The sequence below is a fragment of the Sphingobium sp. SA916 genome, assembly GCF_002894065.1.
GTDB classification, from domain to species: Bacteria; Pseudomonadota; Alphaproteobacteria; order Sphingomonadales; family Sphingomonadaceae; genus Sphingobium; species Sphingobium fuliginis.
Window position 1 is genome coordinate 46,624 of the sequence record NZ_LXYF01000027.1, and the last position, 13,493, is coordinate 60,116.

Annotated in this window: 12 protein-coding genes; 2 read left to right on the forward strand and 10 right to left on the reverse strand. The window is 60.2% G+C overall.

The window, feature by feature from the left end; genetic code table 11:
* Positions 1-8: 8 nt before the first annotated feature.
* The 10 genes from A8G00_RS06655 to bphC form a co-directional block, all read right to left on the reverse strand.
* Positions 9-578 carry a hypothetical protein gene (locus tag A8G00_RS06655; protein ID WP_061939277.1) on the reverse strand — a complete coding sequence of 190 codons (570 nt, stop codon included), beginning with the start codon at positions 576-578 and terminating at the stop codon, positions 9-11.
* Positions 579-580: 2 nt separating this feature from the next.
* Positions 581-1,186, reverse strand: a complete 606-nt coding sequence (locus A8G00_RS06660) for a UbiX family flavin prenyltransferase (protein WP_235600877.1) — start codon at positions 1,184-1,186, stop codon at positions 581-583.
* A gap of 166 nt (positions 1,187-1,352) precedes the next feature.
* Positions 1,353-2,825 (reverse strand): NAD-dependent succinate-semialdehyde dehydrogenase, encoded by a 1,473-nt coding sequence (locus tag A8G00_RS06665; RefSeq protein WP_061939273.1) that lies wholly within the window; start codon positions 2,823-2,825, stop codon positions 1,353-1,355.
* A 132-nt stretch (positions 2,826-2,957) separates the two neighbouring features.
* A complete protein-coding gene (locus A8G00_RS06670; protein WP_061939270.1) occupies positions 2,958-5,456 on the reverse strand; it encodes a TonB-dependent receptor in 2,499 nt (832 codons plus the stop codon).
* A 27-nt stretch (positions 5,457-5,483) separates the two neighbouring features.
* Positions 5,484-7,664: a TonB-dependent receptor gene (locus A8G00_RS06675; protein ID WP_061939268.1), complete on the reverse strand. Its 2,181-nt coding sequence runs from the start codon at positions 7,662-7,664 to the stop codon at positions 5,484-5,486.
* Between the two features lie 27 nt (positions 7,665-7,691).
* Positions 7,692-8,285: a 2-hydroxychromene-2-carboxylate isomerase gene (locus A8G00_RS06680; RefSeq protein WP_061939266.1), complete on the reverse strand. Its 594-nt coding sequence runs from the start codon at positions 8,283-8,285 to the stop codon at positions 7,692-7,694.
* Entirely contained in the window at positions 8,282-9,544 is a 1,263-nt protein-coding gene (locus A8G00_RS06685; RefSeq protein WP_103000331.1) for a Rieske 2Fe-2S domain-containing protein, read from the reverse strand. Before A8G00_RS06685 ends, A8G00_RS06680 begins: the two co-directional genes overlap by 4 nt.
* 24 nt (positions 9,545-9,568) lie before the next feature.
* Positions 9,569-10,057, reverse strand: coding sequence for an aromatic-ring-hydroxylating dioxygenase subunit beta (locus A8G00_RS06690; protein ID WP_103000332.1), 489 nt, complete (start codon positions 10,055-10,057; stop codon positions 9,569-9,571).
* Entirely contained in the window at positions 10,057-10,383 is a 327-nt protein-coding gene (locus tag A8G00_RS06695; protein ID WP_008828127.1) for a non-heme iron oxygenase ferredoxin subunit, read from the reverse strand. Before A8G00_RS06695 ends, A8G00_RS06690 begins: the two co-directional genes overlap by 1 nt.
* Before the next feature lie 44 nt (positions 10,384-10,427).
* On the reverse strand, positions 10,428-11,327 hold the full coding sequence (gene bphC, locus A8G00_RS06700) for a biphenyl-2,3-diol 1,2-dioxygenase (protein WP_103000333.1): 900 nt from the start codon (positions 11,325-11,327) through the stop codon (positions 10,428-10,430).
* Positions 11,328-11,558: 231 nt separating this feature from the next.
* On the opposite strand from bphC, the gene A8G00_RS06705 reads away from it, so the two are divergent.
* Both A8G00_RS06705 and A8G00_RS06710 read left to right on the forward strand, forming a co-directional pair.
* Entirely contained in the window at positions 11,559-12,977 is a 1,419-nt protein-coding gene (locus A8G00_RS06705) for a Rieske 2Fe-2S domain-containing protein (protein WP_103000334.1), read from the forward strand.
* On the forward strand, positions 12,974-13,468 hold the full coding sequence (locus A8G00_RS06710; RefSeq protein ID WP_103000335.1) for an aromatic-ring-hydroxylating dioxygenase subunit beta: 495 nt from the start codon (positions 12,974-12,976) through the stop codon (positions 13,466-13,468). The genes A8G00_RS06705 and A8G00_RS06710 overlap by 4 nt, the downstream gene beginning before the upstream one ends.
* Positions 13,469-13,493 lie beyond the last annotated feature (25 nt).

A 13,493-nucleotide genomic window follows, 5' to 3' on the forward strand; every position in this document is an offset into this window, starting at 1 on the left:
GCGCGTACTCACGACTGCTGTACTCCCACTTCGAATGCCCATGAAACCAGCATGCCGGGGCTCTTGCCATCGAGGCCGCAATGTCCTGACTGGCACCGCAGTTCGGCATCCTGGCGATCGCCGACGAGCGCATCCTGCATGTGGTGGGCAAGAACGCTGGGCCAGCCGACGCTGGCCCGCGCAAGCAGCGTTGGCGCGCCGACAGTCTGGTGTTCCCAGCGCAGCTTGCGGTATTGATGGGTCCACTGCAGTAGCGGGCGGGCGCCGCCGGCCACAAGGATCTGCCCGGCGATCATCGCCGCGGGATCGGAAGTAAGGCCGACCAGCACGCCTTCAACCGCTTCAAGTTCATGCAGCAGGCCGTTGAAGCTCCGGTCGATCCGGACAACCTGCGGTGCGCGCCCCGAATTAATAAAGGTTTCGGCAAATAGTCGACTTTCGGGAACGTGCGTCTCTTCGATGACGATGATCTTGCGCGGCCGCTGAGCAAAAGCGCTGCGGCCGATTCCCAGACCGGCAACGACAGCACCCACGGCGCCACCGCTCACGACGGTGCGACGGCTGACATCCCACGCCATTCTCAATTCCCTTCCATTTGCCCAGCACCCGAAACAAGGCTTGCAGCCTCTTTGCTAAGGCCTTGCCAGCGTTTCTCCGACTTCAAATGAAGCCCGAACAGATCCAGTATCCGCATGCAGCTGTGATCGACTACCTCGGCCAGCGAGGTCGGCCGCGCATAGAAAGCCGGCACCGGGGGGAAGATCACTGCCCCCATTTCAGTGCAGGTCGTCATGTTGCGCAGGTGCGCCAGGTTGAGCGGCGCTTCGCGGGTGATCATCACAAGGCGGCGCCGTTCCTTCAGCATCACGTCGGCCGCACGGGTGATGAGGTTGTCGGACAGGGCGTGCGCCACCGCGCCCAGCGTGCGCATCGAACAGGGCGCGATCGCCATGCCTTCGCACACGAACGAACCGCTGGCGATCGAGGCGCCGACGTTGCGGACGTTGTGCACCACATCGGCCAGTGCTTCGAGCCGGGCTTTGCCTTCGGGCAGTTCCTCGCGAATGTTGAGCAGCGCCGCCGGAGACATCACCAGATGGGTTTCCCAACCGCCCGTCTCGCGCAGTAGCTCAAGCAGGCGAAGGCCATAGACCGAGCCGGTTGCGCCGGTCATCCCCACGACCATGCGCTTCACGGCAGGAGACTTTCCTGCGCGTTCTGGGCGGTCAAGGTCGCATAAGGCCTAACCCTGAAGGGCATGCTGAATTCCGTCTCCCACTCTTTTGCCGACATCATACAATGCATTCCGCATTGAGCAACGAAAATCTTGACTCCTCGGGACCGCATTCCGCTTACACCGGACTCTCATTCCGGACCCCAACACTGATGGTCTTCATCTCCAAGAATTCTTCAATACCGTGTCGCGAACCTTCTCGGCCAAGTCCCGATTCCTTGATGCCGCCAAACGGTGCGGTCTCGGTCGAGACGATGCCGCTGTTTAAGCCGACCATCCCGGTCTCAAGTCCTTCGGAAACCCGCCAGGCGCGGTCAATGTCGCGGGTGAAGGCATAGGCCGCCAGCCCCGAGCGCGTGGCGTTGGCAAGCGTCAGCGCTTCGACCTCGGTTTCGAAACGGAACACCGGGGCAACCGGCCCGAAAGTCTCCTCGTCCGCTAGCCGCATCGCCGGGCTCGCTCCGGTCAGAACAGTTGGTTGGAAGAACAGCTCTCCGGCCTCGTGTCCCTTGCCGCCTGTGACCAGCTGGGCACCTTGCGCCACGGCGTCGGCGACATGCCCGTGAACCTTGGCCAAGGCTGATGCGGTGATTAACGGTCCCTGGTCGGTTGCACCTTCAAGGCCGTTGCCGACCCGGAACGCGGAGACCCTGGCGGCCAGCGCCTCGACGAAGCGGTCATGAATGCCGCTCTGCACCAGGATCCGGTTGGCGCAAACGCAGGTCTGTCCGGTGTTACGGAATTTCGATGCGATCACCCCCTCGACCGCCTGATCGAGATCGGCATCGTCGAACACTAGCAGCGGGGCATTGCCGCCCAGTTCCATCGAAACCCGTTTCAGGGTGGTGGCGCATTGCGCAGTCAGCAGCTTGCCAACCGCGGTCGAACCGGTGAAAGTGAACTTGGTGACATCGGGATGGCTGGTCAGGACCGATCCGATCGCGGGTGCATCCCCGCAGACCACGTTGAACACGCCGGGCGGAATGCCCGCTTCGAGAGCGAGCTTTGCCAGAGCGCAAGCGGTCAGCGGGGTGAGTTCGGACGGTTTGAGGGTCACGGTGCAGCCCGCCGCCAGTGCAGGCGCGACCTTGCGGGTGATCATCGCGGCGGGAAAGTTCCACGGCGTAATGGCGCCAGCCACGCCGACCGGCTGACGGATCACGATAATCCGCCGCTCGGAACTGGCCGGAATGACCTCGCCATAGACACGGCGCGCCTCTTCGGCGAACCACTGGATGAAGCTTGCGGCGTAATCGACCTCGCCCAGCGCTTCGGCCAGCGGTTTGCCCTGTTCGGCGGTCATCAGCAAACCAAGATCGTGGCGATGGAGCCGGACCAGCGCCAGCCAGTCATGCAGCACGCGCGCGCGTTCCTGAGCGGGCCGCTTGCGCCAATCGATGAAGGCGCGGGAATTGCTTTCAATTGCCCGGTGCGTCTGGGCAGCGCCCAGCTTGACGACATTCGCCAGCGTTTTTCCGGTTGCCGGGTTAGTGACCGCGTAGGTAGAGTCGGCACAGATCTCGGTGCCGTCGACAAGCGGCTGGCCGGTCAGGAAATCGCTGCGCTCGAGCGGGGGGATCGTAACGGTCAAGTCGTTGCTCCTTTGGCCCCAAGACAAGTTGCCGATACCAAATTAGACGGCGAGGTGTCTGGCAGGTTCTTGGTCGGTGCCACCAGAAGGTTGAGGGCGGCGGCGGACCGCCGCCCTCAGGAGTGGTAAGTGTCAGTACTTATAGGCGAGCTTGAGGAACCATTCACGCGGGCGTGAATAGGTTGCCACCGCTGTTCCAGCGACGTTGGGATCAACGAAACCGCCCTGGATATAGCGTTTGTCCGTCAGGTTGGTCACGCCAGCGGTCACCGTATAGTGCTCGCTCTTCTCGGTGAACGAAGCACTGGCACCGAACACGCTGTAGCCAGGCTGGCGCAGTTGCGGGCTGTTGATCGCATCCTTGAAGGTTTCGCTCTGGTACGACCAGTCGCCGCGCAGAGTCAGTTTGCCCATGTCGCCTTCATAGACGTCGGCATTGAACGAGGCCGATCCGGTCCATTCCGGCACGAAGGCGAACTTCGAGTTCAGGTTCACGGGGAACGCGAACGGATCAATGGAGCGGTAATAGGCATCAAGATAGCCAACGCCGAAGGTCAGGCGTAGCCAATCGGTCGGAGCCGCCTCGCCTTCGACTTCAAAGCCTTTGATCCGGCCGGTACCGGCGTTTCGTGCCCGGGGGGCGATGCCTTCGCTGACGACGACCTGGATGTCATCGTAGTTTGACATGAACGCGGCGAGGTTCAGGCGCAGACGGCGATCCAGCAGCTCGGTCTTGAGGCCGAGTTCGTATGATTCCACGAATTCGGGCCTGAACGACGGCGCAACCTGTTCAGCCGGGAAGATCCGCTGCGTGAATCCGCCGTTCTTGAAACCCTTGGAATAGGAGGCATAGACAAGGATATCGTCAGTGATCTTGTAGTCAGCCGAAATTGCCGGCGTCCATTCCTTGGCCTTGGCGGCAACCTGGACCGCCGGCATCGTGTGGTTTCCACCAGGGTTTGTGGCGGCTGGTGCGCAGCCTCCAGGCAGCGGGAAGCCGAACAGCGGGCTCGTCGGATCGGTCACCAGCAAGGGAACCGGCTGGCCGGTTACGCATTGGCTGAATGCAACGAACACGCCTTGCGGGTATGGAATGATGCCGGCCTGCCCCAGCGGAACTGTGTAATCGTTGTAGATCGTCTGGAACGAGGGATCAAAACGCTTGGTCTCATTGGTATAGCGGATACCCGGCGTAATCGAGAACCGATCGGTCACTTTGAAGGTCGCCTGCAGATAGCTGGCATAGCTGTCGTTATCGATCTTGCCACCGCTGAGGAAATCGGCAAAGCCAAAGTGCAGGTCATTCTTGTCCTGGCCTTTTTCCTTCAGGTAAAAGGCACCCAGAACGAACTTCACGCGATCGTTCAGGATGCTGCCGGTCAATTGCAGTTCCTGCGAGGCCTGCCAGAGGTCAATGTTGTTGGTCGACTCAAGGTAGGGATGCGGTGTGGCGTCGAAGTCCCACACAGTCGTGGCCTTCTGATCACGGTAGGCGCTGATCGACTTCAGGTTGATGTCGCCGAAATCATAATCCATCGTCAGCGTAGTGCCCCACAGGTCGAAATCTGACTGGTTCTTGCCATCAGACCAGGTCGTGTCGATATCGCCCGTGATCCACTGCTTGGTGGCGCAGCTTGGATTGTTGACCGGCGCTAGCTGGCCATCCGCACCGCAAGCACCGGCGCCGCCACGAAGCTTGTTCCAGGCATAGGTCGCACTGGGGAAAACCACGCTCCGACCATTCAACTGTACGACCTGCAGCAGGTTCGGCGATTCAAACAGGTCTACCAGAGTAGAGGCAGCTGCCGCCTCGCGGCGGATGTTGATATCCCCGCTCAGGTTGACGGTCAGTTTATCGGTCGGCTCCCACTTGAACGCAATGCGTCCGCCGAAGCTGTCCTTGTTGCCCTGGCGGCCGCCGTCGAACAAACGCTTCTGATAGCCGTCGCGGGTTTCATAGGAAGCAACCGCGCGCATTGCGAGATTGTCGCTCAGAGGCACGTTGATCATGCCCTTGAAATCGGCGCGGTTGAACCGTCCGGTTGCCGCTTCGAGCTTCATGTCGAACTCGTTCTGAGGTTCGACGGAATTGACGACGATCGCGCCGCCGATGGTGTTCTTCCCGAACAGCGTGCCCTGGGGCCCGCGCAGGACCTGCACGCTCGAAACGTCGGCCATGTCGAGCAGCGCACCGACCGAGCGGGCAACATAGACGCCATCGACATAGACGCCCACGCCCGGGTCGACCGTGATATTGAAATCGGTCTGGCCCACGCCGCGGATGAACGCGGTGATCGAGGCACTGGAACCGGAGAGGTTGGCTACCGGCGAGATGCTGACGTTCGGCGCGAACTTGGCGACTTCCGCAACGTTGACGATCTGCTTTTCTTCCAGCATCGCCCCGGTCATCGCTGTGATCGCGACCGGCGTTTCCTGCAGGTTCTCGGCCCGCTTGCGCGCAGTCACGATGATTTCACCTAGACCGCCGGTATGTTGCTCCTCAGCCTGAGGCTCACTTGCTGCGGCGTCCTGCGCATGCGCCGCCATCGGTGCGAGCCCGATTGATCCGACGATCGCCGAGGCGCTGGCGCGCAGGACGACCTTCCGGAAATTGAAAGATCGGTTTGTCATTGGCATTCTCCCTTTTGTTTTGTCACTTTACAACTTGGCCTCGATTGTCATTCCAATCTTACGAGGTTGTTCATAGAACCCGTCGGTGCCCAACGTTCCGGGGCGCACGGTTTGCAGCACCTTCTCGTTGGTCAGGTTCGTCACCCACAGGCCGACCTTGAAGGCTTCGCTTCCAGGCTGCCAATTGATCGAGAGGTTGGACAGGGTGTAGGGGCGTTGCGAGAATATGTTGGCGAAGTCGTAATATACCCTCGAACTCCACAGCAGATTTCCTGCCAGAGTGACGCGCCCGTTGCCGACGTCATGGCTCCAATCAAACCCCACATTGCCCGACCATTCGGGCGCCCGGGTCATGACCTTGCCTGAAGCATCGTAGGGAGCAGCCACGTTGCCGACGTAGTTGCCGTTGCCATTCACGATCGGCGTAAAGCCCTGGGCGTTGGGGAAATCCTTATAGCGGGCATGGGTATAGGCAACCGCCGCACGCAGCCTTAGGTCGCGGACCGGATTGATGATGGTCTCAAACTCGCCGCCATAGATTTCGGCGTTGGCTGCATTCTGCAGGATGTATCCGGGACCGGTCGGAGCCTTCGACTGAAGTTGGAGGCCCTTGTAGTCGTAATAATAGGCGGCTAGGTTGGTGCGCAGCCAGTCCAGCGGATCGGACTTAATCCCGAATTCAGCCGCCTTGATGTTCTCCGGGTTGACCGGGGTGCCGCTGATTCCCGCCATGTTGTATACCCCGCTCTTGAACGCGGTGCTGTAGGTGGCGTAGACGTTGGTCTTGTCGGTCACCTCATAACGGACACCGACTTTGTAGTTGAACTTGTTGAACGTTTTTGAAACGTCATCGACCAGCAATACTCCATTGTTGGTTTGGCTAAACCAGCGCGTCTCGGTAGTGTAACGCCCGCCAAGAGTGAGGAACAGCTTCGGCTGAACCTCATAGGTGCCTTCGGCAAAGCCCGCGAATGAGCGTCCATCAAGCTTGGGTGTCAACGACGGCCCTCCCAGGGGCAGAGCCGGGTTGGTGGTGGTCCAAGGCTCGAGGACCGGGGCACCACCGCCGAACTGGTAGAAGTACCCGCCGACCAGCCACTGGAAGCGGCCGGGATTGGCCGAACTCAGCTTGATTTCCTGACTGCCCGACTCCGATTCAAACACTGCCGGAAAGTTCGAAAGATTGATGTTCGAGGCATCGCCATCGGTGGTCTGCCGCCAGCGCAGGTTGAGAAAACCGGTGGTGGTTTCAAGCAGGACGCTACCCAGATCGAGCCGGGTGTGCAGTGCCGCGCTCCACCGTGTGAGGTTGAGCAGCGGAACCTCGGTCAACGACGCCTGCCAGGCATCGGTCGGTACGATCACGCCCGGCCAGTTGCGGCCCGCGGTGTTGCCGTCCAGCGGTTGCGGCGAATTGGTCGTGCTTTCCTGATTGAAGTATTCCCCGGTCAGGACCACCTTGAAATTGTCGGTCGGCTTGAACAGCAACTTGCTGCGCAGGTCGATGACGCGCTGGTTGCCAAGTGTGCCGCCGCGGACCAGATCGTCGATATAGCCATCGTTTTTGCGGAAAAGCGCGGCAAAGTCAGCCGCGACCTTGTCGCTCATTGGCCCGGTGAAATAGAGCCGGGCATCGTAATCGCCGGCATCGCGCCTCATCCGGCCCACGCGCAGCGAAGCCTTGCCGCGGAAGTCGAAGCTGGGATCGGGGGTGATGACGTTGATCAGTCCGCCGGTGGCATTGCGACCGAAGGTCGTGCCCTGCGGCCCGCGCAGCACCTCGACCCGCTCGACCTCGACCAGGTCGATCCAGTTGGCGGCCGATTCCGGTTGGTAGACGCCGTCGATGTAGGTTGCGATATTGGGTTCATCACCAACCGAAATGCCGGTTGAGCCGACGCCGCGTACGACCGGCTGGAAGACACCCATATTACGGCTGCCGATGAAGCCCGGCACAACCTGAGTGAGGGAGCGGACCGTTGAAACATCGGCGGAAGCAAGAGCATCGCCGGTAACCGCAGTAACTGCAACCGGCACGGTTTGCAGCTTGGCCTCGCGCCGAGTGGCGGTGACGATAATGTCACCTAGGCCTGTGCTTGCAGCCTGGGACTCGTCCGTTTCGCTTGTGATGTCTTGTGCTAAGGCCATCTGCGGCGTCAGCGCGGTCACTCCCAACAAAGCGACAAAATAGCAGTCCTGCTTTTTCACGTATCCCCCCTTGTGTAATCGAATTTTTTATTTTGACTTGTTCAAATACTCGGCAAGAAAATCCAATCGGTCATTTCCCCAGAAAATCTGGTCGTCAACGAACATCAGCGGCGCACCGTACACGCCGCGCTGGATCGCCTGGCTCCGGGCCTTGCGATATTCGTTCTGGCCAGTCGGCGACTCGACGAAGGCAATCAGCGCTTCGGCGTCGAGACCAGCTGCTGTGGCGCATGCGGCCAGCTCGTTGCGGTCGCCCGGGTCGATCCCCTGGCCCCAGATCCGGCGGTAGGCATCGGTCACAAATGCCTCGGCCTTACCGTGCTCGCGGGCGAACAGCACCGCGCAATTCCAGTCTGCGCAAGCGAAGCTCGCCGGAAAGGTGAGGGGCACCCCATAACGTTCGGCCCAGCGCTCAAGGTCTGCCTTCATGACCTTGATCTTGGGCAAGACTTCGCGATTGGACGGGCCATAGTTGCCGGCGGCAATTTTGGCTTCAGGAATGTCAATCGGCCAGTATTCCACCGTGCTTCCCGCTACCCGCGCGATCTCCGGCAGCTTGAGCTGGGCAAGGTAGCTGAACGGGCTGATGAAATCGAAGTAGAAGTCGATCGTGCGGGTCATGCCGGTTCCACCTCAAAGCCGACCATTTTGCGATAATTGTCCCAGAAGCCGATGATCGCGCCCTCGGTGACGAGATGGTCGGCATCCTCGGCTCGACCGCCACCCATCGCGATGTAGGACGTCGCGCTTGCCTCGCCGACGATGGCGTTCTGGACGATCTCCACCGCTTCGCCGTCTTCCATCGAAATGAGCCCTGCAGGTCCGATCAGGTTAGCCTGTTTGAGCCGGATGGCCTGCATTTCCTCGTCGTCGTCCTGGTAGCCGAAATGGGTCCAGACCAATTCGAATTCGTCTGGGCCGTAAGTCACGGTCTGGCGTACGGCGAGCGTGTTCTGGATCTGCTGGAGGACGAGGTTGGGGTAGACCGCGAGGATCACCAGAGTGACATTGTCCGCGAACTCCTGCCGACCTTTCAGCAGCGACATGTCCTGCAGCTTGAATTCGGTGTCGAAGGTGCGGGAATCGCCGTAGGCCTGCTTGTCGGCGGCATCGTCGTTGCTAGCCGCGATCGAATAGAGCAGCGAGTGGCGTTTGTTGGCATCCATAAGCGCCTTACCGGTCTGGGTTGAGCGATACAGACCGAACGTGTTGTGGAATAGGTGCAGCAGGCTCGCGTGGTAGGGATCGCGGGTGTTCTCCGCGTAAAGCTTCCAATTCCCGCGGATGCGCTGGCGCTGGTCGCCCAGAACGGTGACGGGTTTGCACATGATCCGCTCGATCTGCTCGACCACGATCGGACCGAGGAAATCACGGCAGGATTCAACCGTTTCGGAGAAAGAAGCGAAGACCAGACCGTTGACCGATTCGGTGCGTAACTGTCTCAGATTGTGCTGGCTCATGTCAAAATCGCCCGGCATCCCGCCTTGCCCCTTGAGGCCGCGGCGGAAGGGCACGCCGATCAGGTTACCCTTCAGGTCGTAGGCCCACTGGTGGTAGACGCATTCCAGACTTGAGCGGTTGCCGCGCATTTCGCGGCAGACCAGGGCACCGCGATGGGCGCAGCGATTGACCACGACATGCACCGAGCCGTCGCTGTCGCGCGTGAGGATCACCGGCGTTTCGCCCACGAAGGTCGATTTGAAATCACCTGCCTTCGGAACTTCAGCTTCAAGTCCGACGAAGGACCAGCAGTCACCCTTAAAAATTTTCTCCTGTTCGCGATCATAGTACTGGCGATCGGTGAAAACGCGGTACGGAACCCGGCATCCGGCAGTGGACGGGGCTTGATCCAAGGTGTCTTGTTGCTGGGCAATGGACATGATTGGGTGCTTTCAACTTTGCAGCTAGATCGGGCGGACCATCATCGTATCGATGAGGTGGGTGTCGAAGATCGCGGTCTTGGAAAGGAAGCGCGGGGCAGCCCCGGAAACGTCGATTTGATCGACATATTTTCCGGAATTGTAGATCGACGTCTGACCGTCGTTGCGCGTCATCAGGACCACATAGTTGGTCTGTGTGATGACGATCTGCCCGCTCGTCGACTTCACGCGGGTCGGACCGAGAATATGCCGGTAGCTGTGCGCGGGAAAAATGTTGGCGCGGCGCAAAGACACGATGCGATCGACCAGCATGCCGCGGCTGTCGCAGAACACCGCGGCCAGATTCAGCGAACGATTGTGGTTCTCCGCAGAGATCACACTGTATCGGCAATTTTCCTCGAACAGGTCGGGCCATTCTTCCAACCGGTCGTCATCGATCAGTTCCGCGTGAAGCGCATTGACCTGCGCAGCGGCATGCTGAAACTGCATCTGCTCAAGGGTGGGAAGGCCCATCAGGCTGCTCCTTCGGGCTTCGTGATGCAGACCCAGCCATCCTCGATTTCGACCGGATAGGACGCGATCGCCACTTGGCAGGGAAAGGCCTTGGCTGCGCCGGTCTTGATGTCGAACGAGCCGCCATGGAACGGACACTCGATGATGTCGCCATCCTGATATCCGTCGGTCAGCATGGCATTGCCGTGAGTGCAAAGATTGTCGGTAACGAAAATCTCGCCATCAACATTATATACTGCGAGGGCCGGCATTCCTTCGGCGAACGCCGCGACCGGCTCGCCGTCTTTTACGCCGGCAACTTCACAAAGGCGCAATTGGTTCGACATGATGGGGTTGTTTCCCTGTCAAGAATTGATTTACATGGAGATTGTCACAGCAGCGGAACGTCCATTCCGTAACCGGCAGCCTCGTTGCCATGACCGAAGATGTCACGGGTGTAGTATTCCTGCTGGCTCGGCGCCTGGCGCGCACCCCAGCCAAATTCCCACAGCCAACCCGACGGGTTAGCGCAGTAAAACGTCAGGGCCTGGTCATTGGCGTGCTTGCCCAACTGGAGCGCGACGTCAATCTTCTTCGCACGCACAACGTCATGGGCCATGCCGAGATCATCGAGTTCGGTGTATTCGAACATCAGGTGATTGATGCGCTTTTCCATCGGCCCAAGACCGAAAGCAACAGAATGCTGTCGTTCGTTGCAGTGCATGAAGTAGGGCTGGGCAACCATGCCGTTCGGCAGATGAAGGTGGTATTCGACTGAACCGCGCAGACCCAGCAGTTCATAGAAACGAGCCGCCGCCTCGACATCGTCCTGGCGCAGAATGCAGTGCCCAACGCCTTGCGATCCGGTCAGGAACTTGCCGAACATCGGACGGCCAGGATGAAACGGCTTGTGCGTATCGACCTGGGGGCCGAAGAAGATCTCGGTCGGATTGCCGCCCGGATCGGCCAGCTTGAGTAGCCCGAGAACGCGGCGCTCGCGCGCGTCGGCTTCGGTGCCCACGGTGAAGGGGATTCCCGCCGCGCTCAGCTTTTCCTGCATCGCGGCGAATTCCTGCGGCCCGGCCACGCGCCAGCCCATGTAGGCCAGGTCATCGCTGCCATCAGCGTGCAGAACGATGCGGTGATGCCAAAGGTCCATCCGCAGATAGAGCCGATCCCCTTCGCCTTCATCGACGACTTCCATGCCGGCGACTTCGGCGGCGTAAGCGCGCCAGGCAGCGAGATCGGAAACGGAAAGACCAAGATAGCCGAGTTCGGTGACGACCGACATAGTTCAAACTCTCCCAATTCACCCCAAAACAGGGCCATTTTGCGATTTGCTGGCAACCTTGCTTCGATTCGAGCCGCCGGTTTCAGCCATTTCTGACCCACGACCTACCAGAACGTTTTTCATTGTGCAATACGTTGCACGAAATGATGGGATGAGGTAATCACCGTGTGCCATCTGCGGTTGATTCGCGGATGGTATTGGGTGCCCGACGCACAGAACGGGAGAGGATCGATGGAACTCAATGATAAAATCGGCGGCAGGATTGCCGACTTGCAGGGCTTGAAAGGGCGCATGCGCGCTTGGCTCAAGAAGGATCACGAGCGCGGGATCTTCCAGCTGGACCGCGCCGCTTTCACCGAAGCTGCGCTGTTTGAGCTCGAGATGAAGTACATCTTCGAGCGGAACTGGGTCTACCTCGCGCACGAGAGCCAGGTTTCCAAGCCGAACGATTTCATCACCACGAAAATCGGCCGCGTCCCCATCCTTGTGACCCGCGACAAGTCCGGCGATGTCGGCGCCTTCGTGAATGCCTGTTCGCACCGTGGCGCGCGCCTGTGCCGCGAGCGGGCTGGCAACAAGCGCAACCACATGTGCCCGTTTCATGGTTGGACGTTCTCGTCCGGGGGCGACCTGCTAGACGTCACCGATGAGAGCATCGGGGGCTATCCGGAGGCATTCAATCGCGCCGATTTCGGGCTTCAACCGGTCGCCCGGGTGGAAAGCTACCGCGGCTTCATTTTTGCCAGCCTCTCCGCCGATGTCGTCCCGCTGGTCGATCACCTCGCCGGCGCGCGGGATTTCATCGATATCCTGGTGAACCAGTCGAAGTCCGGCGCAATGGAAGTTTTGCCCGGAACCAACCGCTACCGCTATCACGGCAACTGGAAGATGCAGGTCGAGAACGGGCTCGACGGCTATCACGTCATGACCACGCATGCCAACTACTTCATGACGGTTCAGCGCCGCGTCGAAGGCATTTCGAAGAACGAAACCAAGGCGATTAGCTTCAATGGCTTCACCGCGCGCGATGGCGGGTCGTTCTCGTTCCACAACGGACACACGGTGTTGTGGGCCGACTATGCCAACTTCATGGATCGCCCCAATTTCGAGATCATCGACTGGCTCGAAGAGTCCTACGGCGCCGAAAAGGCCAAGTGGATGAACAAGCGCATCCGTAACCTGCAGCTGTTTCCCAACGTCTTCCTGATGGACCAGACCAGCACGCAGATCCGCATCATCCAGCCGCTGGCCGTTGATGAGACCGAAGTCAGCACGGTGTGCATCGCCCCGGTCGGCGAAAGCCCCGAGGCGCGGGCCCTGCGGCTGCGTCAGTATGAGGATTTCTTCAATTCGACCGGCATGGCGACCCCGGACGACCTGACCGAATTCAACAACTGCCAGACCGGGTATGGCGCCGGCGAAGGCCGCTACAACGAGATGTCGCGCGGTTCGACGCGCTGGGACACCGGCCCGGGCAAGTTCGGCGAGCCGCTCGATTTCAATGTGGTGCTGAGCAGCCCGGCGGTTGCCGACGAAGGCCTCTATGTGGCGATCCATGACGAATGGCTCACGCTCATGGAAAAGGCCATCGACAGCGAGTGCAGCGAGCTTGCCGCCTTCCTTGAGCGTTCGCTGGAGAAGGCACGATGACCGCATTCCATTCGCGCTGGCTGGCGGTTTCCCGCTTCATCGGTCAGGAAGCTATGGCGCTTGACGACAAGGACTGGGATGTCTGGCTGGCGCTCTATCACGAAGAGGCGGAATACTGGGTTCCAGCCTGGGACGATCACGAACGGCCGACTGCGGATCCGCAGAACGAAGTCTCGCTGATCTACTATCCGAACCGGGGCGGGCTTGAGGATCGGGTGTTCCGGATCAGGACCCGGCGCTCGGCGGCGAGCACGCCGCAGCCACGCACGGTTCACCAGTTCTCCCTGCTGTCTGCTGAGGAGAGCGATGGCCAGGTGCATGCGCGGACGTCTTGGACCACGGTTTCGGTGCTGGAAGGCAAAGTCGCCACTCTCAGCGGGTGGGCCTTCTATGATCTCGAACCTCGGGATGATTCGTTCGTGATCCGCCGCAAGAAGACGGTCGTCGTCACCGATCTGTTCCAAGAAGTAGCCGATGTCTACAGCCTCTGAGCGGGTGCGCCCCGTCGTGGGGACG